We start from the raw sequence: 18,074 nt of genomic DNA, 5'->3' as shown, positions 1-18,074 counted from the left end.
AGAGCGCATTCTAGCAGTCGCTTCGCGATTCGATGCCCTCGGTAGCCGCTTCCCCTCCGCATGATTTTGTGAAGCTCCACGCATCGCTCGGCTTGATTAACCGCAAAATTCGACTCTCGCGCACCGAAACGCTAGGATGCCGCAACCCGAAGCAACGGACAGATTGCAGGGTAATTCACATCCGACAGATGCCGCTTCGACAGTCAGGTGCGATATCACCGGAGCAGTCGATGCGGGGAACATACAGACGGCGCTGTCTAAACACGTTGACTGTGAGTTCCTGAAGACTAAAGTCTAAAGGTTGAAATTGTCCTGTAATGTTTTATTGCAGGACGCCGTAAAGAGCGACTTTCAGAGCATCATCCAACGAGGAGAAATAAGAAATGCTCAAGACCCCCATCGCCCGGGGCGTGGCCCTAGCCACTCTGGGAGCAACACTGGCTATCCCGTCCATGGCTCAAGCTGCCTTTATCGAAGACACCAAGGCCGGCCTTGAACTGCGTAATTTCTATTTCAGCCGTGATTTCCGTGAAGGCACTGGCCAGAGCAAGCAAGAAGAGTGGGCTCAGGGTTTTCTGCTGCGAGTTGAATCTGGTTATACCGAAGGCACTGTAGGTTTCGGTGTCGATGCAATTGGCCTGCTGGGCGTGAAACTGGATTCCGGCGGCGGTCGCTATAGCAATGGCGCCCAGCTTCTTCCGGGCGACGGCGACACCGCAGCGGACGACTTCTCCGAAGTGGGCATGACCGCTAAGGCGAAGATGTCCGAAACCGTTCTGAAAATCGGCACGATGCAATTCAAGAACCCGGCCGTTGCCAACAGCGACAGCCGCCTGCTACCTGCACTGATGCAGGGTGCCAACTTGGTTTCGAAAGAAATCGACGGCTTGACTCTCGATATCGGCTACGCCAATCGTAACAACCTGCGTGCATCGAGCGATAATGAGATTTTGACGCTGAATGGTGCGGTGAGTGCAGCAGATGCTGCTGATCCGACTAAAGGTGCGGGCACGCGTAATATTGTTCGAAAAAGCGGCGCTGCAAATGAATCCGACGATTTCCGTTTCGCCGGTGCAACCTATCAATTCAGCAAGAACCTGACCGGTAGCTACTACTACAGCAAGCTCGAAGATCTCTACAAGCAGAACGCGTTTAACCTGATCCATGTCCTGCCGATTGCCGAAGGCCAGTCGCTGAAGACTGATCTGCGCTATCAGCGCTCGAAGGATGATGGCAGCACCAATGTCGATAACAAGGCGTTTGGCGCGATGGTTACCTATTCCATCAGTGGCCATAGCTTCGGCCTGGGTTATCAAAAGATGTCCGGAGACACCGGCTTCGCTTATCTGGGCGGCAACGTTGACCCCTATCTCGTCAACTTTATTCAGGTAAACGACTTTGCCAACGCCGACGAGAAATCCTGGCAGGCGCGCTACGACTATAACTTCGCAGCGATGGGTATTCCCGGTCTGACCTTCATGACGCGTTATGTTTCCGGCGATAACTTTGAGCGCACCGCTGGAGCAGATGCAGGCACCGAAGGCAAGGAATGGGAACGCAACACCGATATCGCCTACACCTTCCAAACCGGTGCACTGAAAAACCTGAACGTCAAGTGGCGCAATGCCACGGCGCGCAACAACTACAGCCGCGGCACAAACATCGACGAAAACCGTCTGATCGTCAGCTACACCATCCCGCTACTGTAATAGCGCATTTCTGTATACGCTGCAGCAGAAAAGAACCCGCTTCGGCGGGTTCTTTTTATCTCCAATAGAACTGTAGAACCCACAGTTCCACTTATGCCCGCCCGGGTTAAACGAAGCGGGAACCTTACCTGCGGGCTATGCTCGAAACTTGCAGCACCGGAACACATCGTTCCGGCACAATCTCGAGGAGCCGCCCCATGTCTACCGAGTCTACCTTCGGCACTACCGACGAAACCCCGATTCCCGATTCATCTCATGAGCATCACACACCGCTGTTCGACAAGTCGGCTCATCGGCGCAATCTGCACAATGCGCAAAACGCCCTGATCGACGAATTCCATACGCTGATCGGGGATACCGAGCGCCTGCTCAAGCACACTCAGGAAACTGCCGGCGTACAGAGCGAAGAGCTGCGCGGCAAGATCAATGAGAATCTGGCTCGAGCAAAAGCGCTACTCAAAGAACGCGAAGCCTCCATGCGCGAGCAGAGCCAAGCCGCAATTCAATGCACCGAAGACTATGTCCAGAATCACCCCTGGCAATCGGTAGGCATTGCTGCTGGTGTCGGCTTCCTGCTGGGCCTGCTTTCTTCACGTCGCTAAGTCGAGGTAGTCAATGGAGGTCGAACCCGGCGAAGAAGCACCAAAGCCCTCGCTGAAGAAATTGGGCGGGGCGTTTGTCGGCCTGCTGCAAGGGCATCTGGAACTGCTCGGCATCGAATTTCAGGAGGAAAAAGCCAGGACTGTGCGGCTTTTTCTTCTCGCCGGGGTCAGCCTGATCCTGGGGCTCTTGGTGCTGATCGGCCTTTCCGCAGCATTGGTGATCGTCTTCTGGGATAGCCACCGAATCACGGCGATCCTGGTACTTTGCGCCATTTACGCTGTCGGCATGGCGATCTGTATCGGTCGTGCGCTGAAGCTTGCCAGAGCCTGCGCCTCACCCTTTCAAGCCACGATTGAGGAACTCACCCGCGACCGGGAGCGCTTATTGCCATGAGTCAGCAATTGAGTACCGCCAGCGATCTGGATATGCGCAAGGAGCTGGTTCGCCTGCGAATGGAGATGCACCGGCAGCAGTTGCTCTACCATGCGCAGCCGTTGAGCCATCCATTCGAACAGGCGCGAAGCATGCTGGCGAGACGTCATGAAGGCGGAGGCGCTGGTACAGGGAAGAGGCCGCTGATGATGGCTGCGACCGTGGTCCTGGCGCTGTTCGGTCGCCGACTGGGCAGACTCGGTACGCTTGCTCGCGTCGCGATCACCCTTTATCCCCTGATCAAAGGGCAGCAGAAGTTGCGCAGCAAATTGCGCTAGGAGTTGTGCGTCACTCGGGCACACGGCAAAGCACCGCAAACCTGCACCGATGCGACAGGACCTTAGCCGCATCGGTGGACGGCAACGACTGTGCTAGCTTAATCGCGCCCGCTGGAGGCCATATGGAGATAGTCCTTGGACTGGCATACCCTGCTTACCCGTGAACGACTCGGCAAATCCACACACAGCAGCGAGGAGCTGGGCCGGAGTCCGTTTCATAAAGATCATGACCGCATCATCTTCTCCGGCGCGTTTCGCCGTCTGGGCCGCAAAACGCAGGTGCACCCCGTTTCCAGCAACGATCACATCCACACACGCCTGACCCATTCGTTAGAAGTCAGCTGCGTGGGTCGCTCGCTCGGCATGCGGGTCGGCGAGGTGTTACGTGACGAGTTGCCTGAATGGTGCTCTCCGGCCGATCTGGGAATGATCGTGCAGTCCGCTTGCCTCGCCCACGACATCGGCAACCCGCCCTTCGGCCATTCCGGCGAAGACGCGATTCGTCACTGGTTCCAGCAGGCTGCGGATCGCGGCTGGCTGGATGACATGAGCGATTTCCAGCGTTCGGACTTCCTCAACTTCGAAGGCAACGCTCAGGGCTTCCGGGTGCTTACGCAATTGGAGTACCACCAGTTCGACGGCGGCACACGACTTACCTACGCCACACTGGGGACATATCTCAAATATCCATGGACCTCGCGGCATGCCGAGGCACTGGGCTACAAGAAGCACAAGTTCGGCTGCTATCAGAACGAGCGACCGTTACTCGAACAGATCGCGCTGAAGCTCGGCCTGCCATTGGTGGAGGATCAGCGATGGGGGCGACATCCGCTGGTCTACCTGATGGAAGCGGCCGATGACATCTGCTACGGGCTGATCGACCTTGAAGACGGCCTGGAGATGGAGTTGCTCGACTACCCGGAGGTCGAAGCCCTGCTGCTCGGCCTGGTCGGCGACGATCTACCGGAAACCTATCGTCAGCTCGGCCCGAAGGACTCTCGGCGGCGCAAGCTGGCAATCCTGCGGGGCAAGGCGATCGAGCACCTCACCAACGCCGCTGCTCGGGCTTTCGTCGCGCAGCAGCACAACCTGCTGCGCGGCCAATTGCCGGGCGATCTGGTCGAGCACATGCACGGCCCCGCCAAGCAGTGCGTGCTGCAGGCCAAGGCGCTGGCGCGCGAGAAGATTTTCCAGGACAAGCGCAAGACGCTTCACGAGATCGGCGCCTACACCACGCTCGAAATTCTTCTTAACGCTTTCTGCGGTGCTGCACTGGAACAGCATCGCGGCCGCAGCCTCTCGTTCAAAAATCAGCGCATTCTCGATCTGCTGGGCCGTAACGCGCCTACCCCAAACGCGCCGCTGTATCACTCCTTCCTGCGAGTGATCGATTTCATCGCCGGCATGACTGACAGCTACGCAACGGAAATGGCGAGCGAGATGACTGGCCGCTCCAGCCCGGTGTGACCATGAGGCATCTGCTGACCGAAAGCCTGCGCTGGCATCCCGGGCGCCCCGCCTGGGGCGCGGCCGCGGTTGCCACGCTGGGCTGCGCCCTGCCCTTGCTGCTCGGCCTGTTCAGCGGGCACCCGGGGTTTTTATGGGCGACAGTGGGGGCATTTCAGGCCGCTAAGGCCAACCCGCTGCACCGCTTCGGCATGCTACGCATGCTGCTGCTAATTGCACTCGGCGCCTGCAGCGCCGGGCTGGGCTTCTGGTCCGCCACTCATCCGCTGATCAGCCTCGGTCTATTCGCACTCTACGGCCTACTGCTGGCTTGGCTGCAGCGTTACGGCAACGAGGCCGGAAAACTGGGCATCGGCCTGGCGATCTGCCTGTGCCTGGGTCAGGGCCAGTACGGCATCGCTGATTTCAACAACCCTTATGCGATTGCAATATTATTCGCGCTCGGTGGGCTGTGGGTGACGCTGCTCGCGTTCGGCATGCGCGGTGTGCATGGCTTGCGCATGTGGCCTTACATGCCGCGTCTGATGAGCCTGCTGCGCGTGCTGCGGCGCCATGCGCGGCGCACGCCGATCCGTCAGTGGAGGCACCATGCGTTGACCTATGTGCTGGCCTGCGCGCTCGGCGGCGCAATCGTCGAACTGGCAGACCTACCGCGCGGCTACTGGCTGACGTTGGCGGTGTTCACCACGCTGCAACTGGACATGGAGCGCAGCCTGATGCGGGCGCTCCAGGCTTGCCTGGGGGTTCTCGGTGCGGCGGCCATTCTGATCTATATGGGCCACAGTCTGGCGGATCCGCCGTTGATGGTAATGATCCTGCTGCCGCTGATCTTTTTCGGACGGGCGTTCCAGGCGCATCATTACGGGCTGTTCGTTCTGCAGGCGACGCTCGGCTTCCTGCTGCTGGCCGAAACACTGGCGCAGGACTGGAACCTGCCGCAAATGCGGCTGATCAATGCAACCATCGGCGTCGGGATCGCCCTCGGCGCAACGCTGGCCATGTACCTGCTGCGCCGGCTCATCACCAGACGGTCGTCGAGACGACCGCAGGCGATGGCTCAAGAGGAGCAGGCGCGAGACGCGACTACGCCTCGGTCCTGATCGGGTTTTCCGGGTACCAGACATCCATCAGCGGGCTGACGGTGTACTCGGCCAATTCGGCACGCCCCTTCAGCCAGGCTTCCACTTGCGCACGCTGCTCTTCGCTGACCGAACCGCGACGAGCGAGGCAAACGAAGCCATAATCCTCGCCACCGATATAGCCGAGCCCCTTGGCTTCCATCGCTTCGGTAACGAACGCCTCGAGGAAGTCGTCCACGGCCTTGGCGTCCACGCCTTCGCGATAGGTCAGGTTGATCTCGAAGCCGAGTTCCTGGAATTCATCGACACAGAGCTTCTTGCGCAGGCGACGCGAACGGTTGGTAGCCATCTGGAGTGATCCTTTTCTAGTTTGATAACGGCGCGCACTGTACCAGCTACGCCGCACTTAGGCGACGAAACCAGCCTGCCTGCGGCACTTGCCGCCAATAGTCAGCGCACTGCTCTTTTGCAGGATGATGGCCTGCCCGGCTACGCTTATCGGAGTGGGGCACCGTGCCTCCGGTGCACAGGCATAATGCCCGCACCTTTTCCCTTGAAGCAGTGGGAATCCGTATGCCGCGACCAGTAGTTCGTGCCCGTTTTTCAGAGGCGCCATCAGATGAATAAATTCCTCCGCTGCGCGGCCATCGCCGCATTGACCGCGCCGCTGGCCTGGCAGGCGCACGCTGCGCCGACCAACCAGAACCTGCCGCCGCAGGTGGTCAAGGCGCTCAAGGCCAACAAGATCGAGACCAACGCCCTGTCGGTGGTGATGCTGCCGCTCAACGCCAAGGGCGCACCGACCTTCGTCAATGCCGACGTCTCGGTCAACCCCGCCTCCACGATGAAACTGGTGACGACCTATGCCGCGCTGGAACTGCTCGGCCCCAGTCACCAGTGGAAGACCGAATTCTATGCGGACGGCCCGCTGGTCGACGGCACGCTCAATGGCAACCTCTATCTCAAGGGTGGCGGCGATCCGAAGCTGAATATGGAGAAGCTCTGGCTGCTGCTACGTGATCTAAGGGCTAACGGCGTGCGCAAGGTCACCGGTGATCTGGTGCTCGATCGCAGCCATTTCATCCAGCCCGAACTGCCAATCTTTAATGACGATGGCGGCGACCAGAACAAACCCTTTCTGGTCGGCCCCGACTCGCTACTGGTCAACCTAAAGGCGCTGCGCTTCATCGTGCGCAACGATGCAGGCAAGGTGAGCGTGGCCGTCGAACCGCCGATTGCCAACGTAAAGATCGACAACCGCGTCAAGCCGCTGCCGGCCGCTAAATGCCCGGGCTGGCCTGACGTGTTGTTCAACCCGGTCAGCGACGCCGACGGCGTGACAGTGGTGGTCAGCGGCAAACTGGCCGCCGGCTGTCGGTCCCAGACCTACCTGTCGCTGCTTGACCATCCCAACTACGCCGCCGGCGCAGTGCGCGCAATCTGGCAGGAACTGGGCGGTAGCATTCTCGGCCAGGATCGCGTCGCCCAGGTGCCGGACGATGCACGCCTGCTGGCCCGGGCATTCTCGCCGGACCTGGTGGAGATCATCCGCGACATCAACAAGTACAGTAACAACACGATGGCCCGGCAGTTGTTCCTCAGCCTCGGCGCGGAGTTTCGCAACGATGCGGACGGCGACGACTCCAAGGCCGCGCAGCGGGTCATTCGGCAGTGGCTGGCGAAGAAAGGGCTGATTTCCCCGCATCTGGTCATCGAGAACGGCTCCGGCCTTTCTCGCGCCGAACGCGTCAGCGCACGCGAACTGGCCAGTCTGTTGCAGGCCGCGTGGCGCAGCCCCTATGCCGCCGAGTTCATCTCCTCGATGCCGCTGGCTGCGGTAGACGGCACCATGCGCAAGCGCCTGCGCAACACCAAAGTCGCCGGCAAGGCGCACATCAAGACCGGTACGCTCAACACGGTGCGCGCGATTGCCGGCTACAGCCGCGACGGTGACGGCAACACCTGGGCGGTGGTGGCGATTCTCAACCATCCCCGCCCGTGGGGCGCGTCATCCATCCTCGATCAGGTGCTGGTCAGCCTGCACAACCAGCGTCACGCGGACACAGCCCAGCGCTGATTAATGCATGAGGGCGGCCTTCGGGCCGCCCTCATGCAATCGGCCAGTACCGTCAGCGAGCCTGTAGTCGCCAGGCGCGGTGGATTTTCGGGTTGCGCCGGAAATCCTCATCCAGCGTAGCGGCGCTGATCTCTTCCACCGCGTAGCGCTCGGCGATACTCAGGTCGAGCTCGAACTTGCGGAAGTTGTTGGAGAAATACAGCGTGCCACCAGCCGCGAGCCGCGCCATCGCCAGGTCCAGCAGGGCGGCATGGTCACGTTGCACGTCGAACACCCCCTCCATTCGCTTGGAATTGGAGAAGGTCGGCGGATCGATGAAGATCAGATCGTATTCGCCGCGATCAGCCGCCAGCCATTCCATGACATCGGCCTGTTCCAACCGCTGGCGATCAGAGAAACCGTTGAGCGAAAGATTGCGCCGCGCCCAGTCCAGGTAGGTGCGCGACAAGTCCACGCTGGTGGTGCTGCGGGCGCCGCCCTTGGCCGCATGCACCGTAGCCGTCGCGGTGTAGCAAAACAGGTTGAGAAAGCGCTTGCCCGCTGCCTCGCGCTGGATGCGCAGGCGCAGCGGCCGGTGATCGAGGAACAGCCCGGTATCGAGGTAATCGGTGAGATTGACCAGCAGCTTCACGCCGCCTTCGATTACCTCCAGAAATTGCCCTTGCGCCGCTTGCCGTTCGTACTGGCGCGTCCCGCTCTGCCGCTCGCGACGCTTGACCACAACCTTCTCGCGCGGCACACCCAGCGCCTGCGGAATGGCCGCCAAGGCATCAAGCAGACGCGCTTGGGCCTTGTCCGGGTCGATCGAGCGCGGCGGCGCGTACTCCTGCACATGCACCCAGTCGCGATACAGGTCCACCGCCACGGCGTATTCGGGCATGTCGGCGTCGTATAGGCGGTAGCACTCGATACCCTCGCGGCGCGCCCATTTCCCCAACAGGCGCAGGTTCTTCTGCAGGCGATTGGCAAACATCTGCCCGCCTTCGCTCAGCCGCGCCACTTCGACGGGCGCCGGCGCGGCGTTTGGCTGCGGCGGCGCGGTGCGATTGTCGGTCACGAACTGGTCGAGCTCGACCTTGATTAGCAGCAGCTTGCACGGCAGCGCGCCGTTCCAGAAGGCGTACTGCTTGTGGCTACGAATGCCCATGCGTTTTCCCAGGTCAGGCGCCGCGGTGAAGATCCCCGCCTCCCAGCCGAGGCAAGCCTGGCGCAGGCGCTCGCCGAGGTTCTGATAGAGATACAGCAGGCTCGCTTCGTCGCCCAGGCGCTCGCCATAGGGCGGGTTGCAGATGACCAGCCCCTTCTGGTTCTGGTCGGGACGCGGCTCGAACGTCGCCACATCACCCTGATAGATGCGAATCCAGTTGCCGAGCCCGGCGCGCTCGATGTTGTTGCGCCCGGGCTGAATCAAGCGTGGATCGGCTTCGTAGCCACGAATCCACAACGGCGGACGTGCCATACCAGCCGCAGCACGGGACTCGGCCTCATCATGCAGGCGGTTCCATAGCGCCGGCACATGTCCGAGCCAGGCACTGAAGCCCCAGCGCTCGCGTTTGAGGTTGGGCGCGATGTCCGCGGCGATCATGGCGCCCTCGATGAGGAAGGTACCCACGCCACACATCGGATCGGTCAGCGCGCCACCCGCCGCCGCAATGCGCGGCCAGCCGGCGCGGATCAGCACGGCGGCCGCCAGGTTTTCTTTTAGCGGCGCAGCGCCCTGCTGCAGGCGATAACCGCGCTGGTGCAGGCTGTGTCCGGACAGATCGATCGACAGTACCGCCTCGCCGCGGTCCAGGCGCAGGTGCACGCGCAGATCAGGGTTGAGCTTGTCGATCGTGGGCCGCTCACCGCTGGCGGTGCGTAGACGATCGACGATGCCATCCTTGACCTTGAGTGCACCGAAATGAGTGTTGTCGATACCTGAGCCGCGCCCGCTGAATTCGACCGCCAAGCTGCCACTAGGCTCCAGATGCTCGGCCCAGTCCACGCTGCGCACGCCTTCGTATAGGGTTTCGGCGGTCATGGTCGGAAAGCGGCTGATCACCAGCAGCACACGATTGGCCAGGCGCGACCAGAGACACAGACGGTACGCGACCTCCAGAGCACCGTAACCGCGGATCGCCGCGGTCTGCTCACGCGCGTCCTCCAGTCCCAGTTGCCGGGCTTCCTCCAGCAACAAGCCTTCGAGTCCCTTGGGACAGGTGAGAATGAGTTCGTGACGGTCGGTCATGGATGTTTCCAGTGAGTGTTCGAAGCGGAACGATCCGACCCTTCGTCGGAATGGCTCAGCAAAAAAATGCCCTGCGTCACACAGACGCGCAACGGCGCAATCGCGCGGTTGCGGGCGGGCCGCTCTAGGCCCGGCAGTACACACTGCTTATGGGCTGAACCATAGTTTGGTTACCTACTTATGACAAAACGATCATTCCAGACTCTCGGCCATTGGGTTAGAACTCCTCCCAATCGACCATCGCAATGAGGTCGATGGCGTCCGCCACGCCGGCAGCGGACCCAACGGCAGCCCTGTCTGCCCGGTCTCGCCATGAGGCCACCAGGAACACCAGTCAACCACTGAGGGCAATACCCAATGAGAAGACTCAAGCGTGATCCGATGGAACGAGCATTCCTGCGCGGTTATCAACACGGCATACATGGCAAATCTCGCGACCTGTGTCCTTTCACCCATCCCAATGTGCGCCAAGCCTGGATCAACGGCTGGCGGGAGGGTCGCGGCGACAACTGGGATGGTTTGACCGGCACCGCCGGTCTGCATCGACTGAACGAACTCCACGCGGTCGGCTGATTACCCGACCTGACCGACTCTTCATCGCACGCCCCATCCGGGCGGCGGGCTAGAAGCCCAGGGGCTCCGATCCGGAGCCCCGCATCGGGCCGATTCCGACCTCTTAGTCACTGCACCTTCGCGCGCAACTCGGCAATCGCGTCCACCGCCTCGCGAATTAGCGCCGGCCCCTTGTAGATGAATCCCGAATACAACTGAACCAGGCTCGCCCCGGCGGCGATCTTCTCAGCGGCATGGCGCCCCTCGGTGATCCCGCCCACGGCGATGATCGGCAATCGCCCGCTGAGGGTCTGCGCCAGCACGCGCACGGTATGGGTGGATTTCTCGCGCACCGGGGCGCCCGACAATCCGCCTGCTTCGTCGGCATGCGCCAACCCTGCAACGCCCTCACGGCTCAACGTGGTGTTGGTCGCGATGATCGCATCCATTCCCGCTTGCAGAACCGCCTCGGCTACCAGCACGGTTTCGTCGTCGGTCATGTCCGGGGCGATCTTGATCGCCAGCGGCACCCGCTTGCCATGCTCGATCTCCAGATCCTCGCGGCGCAGGCGCAACGCTTCGAGCAGGCGCTTGAGCGAGTCGCCGAACTGCAGGCTGCGCAGCCCCGGCGTATTGGGCGAGCTCACGTTGACGGTCACATAGCTGGCATGGTGGTAAACCTTGTCCAGGCACAGCAGGTAATCCTCGTCGGCGCGCTCCACTGGCGTATCGAAGTTCTTGCCGATGTTGATACCCAGCACGCCCTTGAAATGCGCGGCATCCACCCGTGCGAGCAGCGCATCGACGCCGTGATTGTTGAAGCCCATGCGGTTAATGATCGCCTCGGCTTCCGGCAGGCGGAAAATGCGCGGCTTCGGATTGCCCGGCTGCGGGCGCGGCGTGACGGTGCCGACTTCGATGAAACCGAAGCCCAGCTGCGACAATCCGCAAATGGCCTCGCCGTTCTTGTCCAGGCCTGCAGCGAGCCCGACCGGGTTCGGGAAATCGATGCCCATGACGCGCACCGGCAGGCTGGCCGGCGACTTGCTCAGCAACCGGTTGATACCCAGACGGCCGCCGGCGCCTATGAGATCGAGCGACAGCTCGTGAGACGTTTCCGGGGACAGCTTGAACAGCATCTGGCGGGCCAGGTTATACATACGCAGCCTAGAATCTCGGGAAGTAATGGCCGCGGAGTATAGCAGGCGACGCGGTGTTTCAGCCGCCTGCAAGGCTGCTCAGAAGGCACCTCAACGCAAGCGATGCAGGCCGAGCAGCTGGCCTTGCTCGGCAAATTCCAGCTCGAAGGAACCAAATACCCCTTCGCGAGTCACAAAGGGCCGCAGATGATGCACCGGTAGGCTGATTCGTCTGCCGTCGCGGCTGCGTAGCAGGACGCGGTTGGCGTGCCCTTGATAGGCAGCCAGCAGGCGTTCGGCAGGTAGTGCGATATCCAGCACCAGGCTAGGCATGGAGGCTCCTCGTGTTCAATTGCAACAATCCTCGCACATCGGCGTACCGTTCCGGCCGCCATAGCCGATCGACTCGTCGCTACCCGGCCCATCATGCGCGCAAGGCAGGTGCGCTTCGCGGCTCGGTCTGCCACACTCCCAAGCGTACTTTCCGAGCTCAAGCATCGTGACGAGCCTGCCCGAGTCCATGCCTTCACTGTCCACTCACCTCACCCGCCTGGCCCAGCGCCTGGGGCTGCGCGCGCAACCCGGCCATCAGACGCTCGAGCGTGCGAGTCGGCTGAACCTGCCTTTCGCACCGCTTTACGAGCCGGAGCCAAGCATTTTCTGGAACGACGGTCCGTGCCTGCAGCGTCTACTGGAGCTGCCGCGCGGTGCGCTTTCGGGTCCGGTACAGGAAGACAAGGCGCGCGCGCATGCTGCGCTGAGCCGGTTGATTCAAAAAGACAGCCAGTCTCTGACCAGCATGGACCTGCGCCAGATCGACGGCCTCGGCGGCCAGAGCCCAGACGGGATCGCCTATTCGAGCATCGAAGCATTCGCCGCCACCGAGGCTTGCCGGCGCACTCGCATCATCAGCTACAAGGACTTCCTGCGTACCCTCGGCATCGCCCTGCCCGGCCATGCACAGGGTGAGCCCATCGAGCTGCGCCAGGCCGGCTGGCTGGGCGAGCGCTTGTACTGGGCGGGTGAGCACCATGTCGAGGCATTCGCCAGTGCGGTGGCCTACGCGCGCCTGCGTGGCCTGGAGCTGCTCATGCCTGCCGAGCTTGTCGTCTATCGCCTCGACCGGGCCGGACTGCGCGCGCTGGACGAGCAGTACCACGCCATCGCGATGCCCGCCCAGGCCTGGAGCGATGCGGAGTTCATGGCGCTGCTGCTCGACACGCAGGTGCCTTATGCGCGCCTGACCGTGCTGCGCGACGCCAGCAACTCGGAATTGCTGCTGTTGGAGAAACACCACCCCACCGCCAGCGCCATCGGCGAAGGGCTGAAACGTGCCGGCGCGCCGGACATGGTGCGCTATCTGCGCAACCTGCCGCAGATCACCCGCTTCAAGCTCGGCCAGCCGCAAGACGCGTAAGACCGTCCACAATGGCGGCTATCCCTAGCCGCCACACTCCCCCCTTAGTCGCCATGCCCCGCGGGCGCCTGCGCCAGATCCTGCAGCTCGCGGCTGGCTACGGCGTACATCGCGTAGTCGGGCGTGCTGGTGGCGCGCAACTCGGCCAGCATGCCGCGCCAGCGATCGACGTGATAGCCACGCTGCTCCAGCCATGCCATGACGCAGGCGGCCGGCTGCTGTGCGCCACTTTCCATCTGCAGAATCGACACGGTAATAGCGCGCTGCTGGCTGTCGAGATCGTCACGAAAGCCCTCGCGCGCCAGTGCCTGCCAGGTACTCTCCACCGGGAGGCTGGTGAGTTGCTGCAGATACCAGGGCAGCTCCAGCGCGCCGCCAACGGCGAAATAGGTCGATGCGACCTTGATCGGTGGCTGCCCGGTTTCGTCCGCCGCCTCGAGAATCGGCAGCAAGGTATAGAGGTGGCTGGTGCCGGCCACCATTCGCGCGAGCAGTTCCGGAACGCCCGCGGCGGTGTAGCGCTGGTAACGCGACTGCCAGAGTTCACGCGTCGAACCTTCGAGCAGCCCGTCGAGCTTGAGCCCCAACGCGGCGACACGCGGACCGAAATGCGCAACGTCGCGGGCGGCGTCCAGCTCGCTGCGGCGGTTGCGCAGGAACCAGCGGGTTGCCCGTCGGCCGAGCCGGACCAGCTCATCCATCAGCCGCAGCTGCAGTTCGGCCGGCACCTTGTAGTCCAGCGCCTCGATCTGCCGGAACCAGTGCGGCAGATGGAAGATGTCGCGCACGATCACATAAGCACCGGCGACGTTGGCGGCACTCATGCCAGTAGCCTCGCTGAGCCGCTGAACGAAGGTGATACCCATGTGATTGACCAGATCGTTGGCGATCTGCGTGCTGACGATCTCGCGCCGCAGACGATGGCGCAGCATGACGTCGCGGTAGCGCTCGCCGAGCAGCTGCGGAAAAGCACTCTCCATTTCGCGGGCGAGGTAATCGTCATCCGGCACACGTGACTTGAGCAGCGCCTCCTTCAGCTCGATCTTGCTGTAGGAAATCAGTACCGACAGCTCCGGACGGGTCAGCCCCTTGCCCAGCGCAGCCCGTTCGGCAAGCGCGTCGTCGCTAGGCAGGAACTCGAGCTTGCGATCGAGCAGTCCTTCGCTTTCCAGCGCCGCGATCAGCTGCACGTATTCACCGGCGCGCTCGCGCGAGCGGTACTGAGCCTGTGACAGGGCCTGGGTTTGCTTGTAGTTGTCGTACAGCACCAGTTCGGCGACCGCGTCGGTCATCTCGTGCAGCAGCTGGTCGCGCTGCTTACCGGTCATATCGCCGGCGGCCAGCAGCTCGTTTAGCAGAATCTTGATGTTCACCTCGTGGTCGGAGCAGTCCACGCCACCGGCATTGTCGATGAAATCGGTGTTGCTGCTGCCGCCATGCAGCGCAAACTCCACGCGCCCCAGCTGGGTCATGCCAAGGTTGCCGCCCTCGCCCACCACCTTGGCGCGCAGCTCGTTGCCGTCCACACGCACCGCGTCGTTGGCCTTGTCACCGACGTCGGCATGGGTTTCTGTACTGCTCTTGACGTAGGTGCCGATGCCGCCGTTCCACAGCAGATCGACCGGCGCCTTGAGCAAGGCATTGATCAGCTCGTTCGGCGTCAGCTCTTCGGCGTCGATGGCGAAACGTTCGCGCACCTGCGCAGTGATGACGATGCGCTTGGCCGATCGTGAGAACACGCCGCCGCCGGGCGAGATCAGCGTGCTGTCGTAATCGGTCCAGGCCGAACGCGGCAACTCGAACAGCCGCCGGCGCTCGACAAAGCTGCGTGCCGGGTCCGGATCGGGGTCGACGAAGATGTGCAGGTGGTTGAACGCCGCCACCAGCTGCACGGCAGGCGACATCAGCAAGCCGTTGCCGAACACGTCGCCGGCCATGTCGCCGATGCCGATCACGCTGATGGCATCGCGCTGCACATCGATCCCGCGCTCGCGAAAGTGCCGTTGCACCGAGACCCAGGCGCCGCGCGCCGTGATGCCCATCTTCTTGTGGTCATACCCGGCCGAGCCGCCGGAGGCGAAGGCGTCGCCGAGCCAGAAGTCGTACTCGGCGGCGATGCCATTGGCGATATCGGAGAAGCTCGCCGTGCCCTTGTCCGCAGCCACCACCAGGTAGGGATCGTCCGCGTCATAGCGCAGCACGCCGGCCGGCGCCACCACCTGGCCGTCCTTGAGATTGTCAGTGAGATCCAGCAGACCGCTGATGAAAATGCGGTAGCAGGCAATCGCCTCGGCCTGGATCTCGTCGCGCGAACCGCCGGCCGGCAGGCGGCGCGGGATGAAGCCGCCCTTGGCACCCCCCGGCACGATCACGGCGTTCTTCACCTGCTGCGCCTTGACCAGGCCGAGCACCTCGGTGCGGTAGTCCTCCTCGCGATCGGACCAGCGCAAACCGCCGCGCGCCACCTTGCCGGCCCGCAGGTGCACGCCCTCGACGCGCGGCGAATAGACGAATATCTCGAACATCGGGATCGGCCGCGGCATTTCCGGGATCGCGCGCGGATCGAACTTGAAGCTGAAGTATTCCTTGGCCCGGCCATTCGCGTCCGGCTGGTAGAAGTTGGTCCGCAGGGTCGCCTTGATCAGCGCCAGGTAGCGCCGCAGGATGCGGTCCTCATTGAGCACCGCGACCTCGTCCAGCGCGGTCAGGATGGCCTGCTCCAGCCGCTGCTGCTTGTCGGCCAGGTCATCCTCGCCGAGCTTGCGCGCCAGGTAGAAACGCATCTTGAACAGGCGCACCAGCTCGCGAGCGATATCGGTGTGGTTGAGCAGCGTGCTGGCGATGTAGCCCAGGTCGAAGCCCATGCGAATCTGCTTGAGGTAACGTGCATAGGCGCGCAGCAGCGCCACTTCGCGCCAGGTCAGGCCGGCCGTCAGCACCAAGCGGTTGAAGGCATCGTTTTCCGCCGCGCCGTTGTTGATGTTGACGAAGGCATCCTGCAGCGGCTCGTTGATTTCCAGCAGGTCGATTTCCAGCCCTGCCGCATAGGTAAACGCGAAATCGTGAATCCAGCACTCGCGCCCACTCTTGTGCTGCAGGCGGAACGGAAATTCACCGAGCACGCGCAGGCCGAGGTTCTCCATGATCGGCAGCACATCCGACAGCGGCAGCGGCGTATCGATGTGGTAGAGCTTGCAGTGCAGGCGGTTCTCCTCGGCGGTGATCGGCTGGTAGAAGCTCATCACCAGCGGGCGCTCGTCACTCAGGCTGAGCACGTGCTGCATGTCCACCACCGCCGACTGCGCCGAGAAGCGCTCGCGGTAGCCCGCCGGAAAGCCCTTGGGATAGTCGCCGAGCAGGTTAATGCCCTGCGCTTCGCCGAAGCGTTCGACCACCAGCCCGGCGTACTCGTCCTGCCAGCTGCGGCAGGCCTGCAGCACCTCCTGCTCCAGCCGTTGCGGATCGACTTCCGGCAACCGGCTGGGGTCCAGGCGCAGGATGAACTGCACGCGAATCAGCACCGACTCGGAAAAGTAGGTGGAGAACTCGCAATCACTGGCCTGCAAGCGATCCAGCAGAACCTGCTGCATGCGCATGCGCGACTCGGTCGAATAGCTGTCGCGCGGCACGTAGACCAGGCAATAGCAGAAGCGCCGGTACGGATCGAAGCGCAGGAACAGGCGCAACCGCGCCCGTTCCTGAATCTGCACGATGGCCACGGCGTTCTCGTACAGCTCCCGCTCGGAAGCCTGGAACAGCTCGTCGCGCGGCAACATCTCCAGCACCTGCACCAGCTCCTTGGCCAGATGCGTCGAACCGCCGAAGTCGGAACGTCGCACCACCGCATCGACCTTGCGCCGGATGTAGGGGATGCGCCGCACGCTCTGCGTGTACACCGACGAGGTGAACAGGCCCATGAAACGGCACTCGCGCACGACCTGGCCGTGGGCATCGAACTCCCGTATCGAGACGAAATCCGGATAAGCCGGACGATGCACGCGACAGGGCGTCGACGACTTGGCGAACGACAACAGAAGCGGCTCGCGCAGATAAGCCAGCGACGACGGCAGCAGCGAGCGTTCCTCAGCGCTCAGATCGACCCGCAGCTTGCGCGACAGTCCGAGCAGAGAGCCCTCGTCGTAGACAATGCAGCCGCCTTCGGGTGAGTCGCTGAGAGTGAATTCCTCGTAGCCGAGGAAGGTGAAATGATCATCGGCCAGCCAATCGAGAAAATCCTCGATTTCCGCCAGCTCGTCGCCATCGATGCGCTGGGCCAGATCGCCCGCCTGCACCAGGGTGCGCACCTCCGCCACCTTGCTCTTCATCGCATGGAAATCACCAACCGCCAGCCGCACATCGGCCAGCACGCCGAGCAGCGCCTGCTCCAGCTCACGCAGATCAGTTGGGCTGGCGCAGCGGTCGATCTCGATGAAGATCAGCGACTCGACCGAGCTGTCGTCAGCGACCACATCCGCCGGCAACAGCTCGAGCAGGCTGCCATCGGCCGCGCGGCGCACCTGCAGCACGCTATTCTGCAGGGTGTGGATGCTGTAGCCGCGGCGCGTCAGTTCCATGCGCACCGAGTCGACCAGAAATGGCATGTCCGGGTGCAGCACTTCGACCACGCTGTGCGTCGACTGCCAGCCGTGCTTCTCGTAGTCCGGGTTGAATACCCGCACCTGCGGATGCTCCGGCTCGAAGCGCTCCAGCAGGCGCCAGGACGCCAGGGTCGAGCCGACCAGGTCGCTCATACGTCGCTCGGTAAGTTCGGCCAGCGCAACAATGCCGAAGAACTGCTCGGCGAACAGCGCCAGCTGGGCAAGCAGCTGTCCGTCTACGTGTTGTGCCAGGGCCGATTGCAACTGCTGCTGGAAATCGGCCTTGCTGGCAGCGGTGAAGAACGCCATGAAATGCTCCATCTGGCTTACAGAAAGGGGGACCGTCGGTAGTGACCGAGGCCACAGGCTCATGGTTCAACGTTAGTCCAGATGCCCGCAAATGCAGTAAAGTGACGCGCTCGCCGGCGCGGCGCGGGGCCGCACGCCAGCAGCCGGGCACGCCGGCGTTTCCTCCCCACCGGAAGCCTTGAAA

At 62.5% G+C, this 18,074-nt stretch carries 14 protein-coding genes; 9 read left to right on the top strand and 5 right to left on the bottom strand.

The annotated features are described in order from the left end of the window. Positions 1-383 precede the first annotated feature (383 nt). The 6 genes from U8L64_RS09155 to U8L64_RS09130 all read left to right on the top strand — a co-directional run bounded on the left by U8L64_RS09155 (position 384) and on the right by U8L64_RS09130 (position 5,589). Positions 384-1,709 carry an OprD family porin gene (locus U8L64_RS09155; protein WP_234302453.1) on the top strand — a complete coding sequence of 442 codons (1,326 nt, stop codon included), beginning with the start codon at positions 384-386 and terminating at the stop codon, positions 1,707-1,709. 197 nt (positions 1,710-1,906) lie between these two features. Next, positions 1,907-2,311 (top strand): DUF883 family protein, encoded by a 405-nt coding sequence (locus U8L64_RS09150; RefSeq protein WP_234302454.1) that lies wholly within the window; start codon positions 1,907-1,909, stop codon positions 2,309-2,311. A 13-nt stretch (positions 2,312-2,324) separates the two neighbouring features. Beyond that, positions 2,325-2,705, top strand: a complete 381-nt coding sequence (locus tag U8L64_RS09145; protein ID WP_043297023.1) for a phage holin family protein — start codon at positions 2,325-2,327, stop codon at positions 2,703-2,705. Next, positions 2,702-3,022, top strand: a complete 321-nt coding sequence (locus U8L64_RS09140) for a hypothetical protein (protein ID WP_156714796.1) — start codon at positions 2,702-2,704, stop codon at positions 3,020-3,022. The genes U8L64_RS09145 and U8L64_RS09140 overlap by 4 nt, the downstream gene beginning before the upstream one ends. 135 nt (positions 3,023-3,157) lie before the next feature. Then, positions 3,158-4,489, top strand: a complete 1,332-nt coding sequence (locus tag U8L64_RS09135) for a deoxyguanosinetriphosphate triphosphohydrolase (RefSeq protein WP_043297027.1) — start codon at positions 3,158-3,160, stop codon at positions 4,487-4,489. Positions 4,490-4,491: 2 nt separating this feature from the next. Beyond that, a complete protein-coding gene (locus U8L64_RS09130; protein WP_156714800.1) occupies positions 4,492-5,589 on the top strand; it encodes an FUSC family protein in 1,098 nt (365 codons plus the stop codon). Here U8L64_RS09130 and U8L64_RS09125 read toward each other — a convergent pair. Beyond that, positions 5,573-5,917: a YggL family protein gene (locus tag U8L64_RS09125; protein ID WP_054093157.1), complete on the bottom strand. Its 345-nt coding sequence runs from the start codon at positions 5,915-5,917 to the stop codon at positions 5,573-5,575. The genes U8L64_RS09130 and U8L64_RS09125 overlap by 17 nt on opposite strands. 270 nt (positions 5,918-6,187) lie before the next feature. On the opposite strand from U8L64_RS09125, the gene dacB reads away from it, so the two are divergent. Continuing rightward, positions 6,188-7,645, top strand: a complete 1,458-nt coding sequence (gene dacB / locus U8L64_RS09120; protein ID WP_333396368.1) for a D-alanyl-D-alanine carboxypeptidase/D-alanyl-D-alanine endopeptidase — start codon at positions 6,188-6,190, stop codon at positions 7,643-7,645. Positions 7,646-7,697: 52 nt separating this feature from the next. On the opposite strand, the gene rlmKL is transcribed toward dacB, so the two are convergent. Beyond that, entirely contained in the window at positions 7,698-9,875 is a 2,178-nt protein-coding gene (gene rlmKL, locus U8L64_RS09115; RefSeq protein ID WP_333396367.1) for a bifunctional 23S rRNA (guanine(2069)-N(7))-methyltransferase RlmK/23S rRNA (guanine(2445)-N(2))-methyltransferase RlmL, read from the bottom strand. Positions 9,876-10,232: 357 nt separating this feature from the next. Between rlmKL and rmf the strand changes: the two genes are divergently transcribed. Continuing rightward, the gene (rmf, locus tag U8L64_RS09110) at positions 10,233-10,448 is read left to right on the top strand and encodes a ribosome modulation factor (RefSeq protein WP_043297034.1); all 216 of its coding nucleotides are present in this window, start codon (positions 10,233-10,235) and stop codon (positions 10,446-10,448) included. 107 nt (positions 10,449-10,555) lie between these two features. Here the strand turns inward: rmf and U8L64_RS09105 are convergent, their stop codons facing one another. Both U8L64_RS09105 and U8L64_RS09100 read right to left on the bottom strand, forming a co-directional pair. Further along, positions 10,556-11,587: a quinone-dependent dihydroorotate dehydrogenase gene (locus U8L64_RS09105; RefSeq protein WP_102829230.1), complete on the bottom strand. Its 1,032-nt coding sequence runs from the start codon at positions 11,585-11,587 to the stop codon at positions 10,556-10,558. Between the two features lie 90 nt (positions 11,588-11,677). Next, the gene (locus U8L64_RS09100; protein ID WP_234302459.1) at positions 11,678-11,899 is read right to left on the bottom strand and encodes a DUF2835 domain-containing protein; all 222 of its coding nucleotides are present in this window, start codon (positions 11,897-11,899) and stop codon (positions 11,678-11,680) included. Between the two features lie 187 nt (positions 11,900-12,086). On the opposite strand from U8L64_RS09100, the gene U8L64_RS09095 reads away from it, so the two are divergent. Continuing rightward, complete coding sequence (locus tag U8L64_RS09095) at positions 12,087-12,983, top strand: DUF6685 family protein (RefSeq protein ID WP_234302460.1); 897 nt, start codon at positions 12,087-12,089, stop codon at positions 12,981-12,983. A 44-nt stretch (positions 12,984-13,027) separates the two neighbouring features. Here the strand turns inward: U8L64_RS09095 and U8L64_RS09090 are convergent, their stop codons facing one another. Further along, positions 13,028-17,890, bottom strand: a complete 4,863-nt coding sequence (locus tag U8L64_RS09090) for an NAD-glutamate dehydrogenase (protein WP_333396357.1) — start codon at positions 17,888-17,890, stop codon at positions 13,028-13,030. Between the last annotated feature and the right edge of the window lie 184 nt (positions 17,891-18,074).

The sequence above is a fragment of the Pseudomonas sp. FIP_A4 genome (assembly GCF_036701605.1).
GTDB lineage: Bacteria > Pseudomonadota > Gammaproteobacteria > Pseudomonadales > Pseudomonadaceae > Stutzerimonas > Stutzerimonas phenolilytica.
Note: the sequence above shows the minus strand (reverse complement) of the source record. Positions and strands in the feature narration are given on the sequence as shown.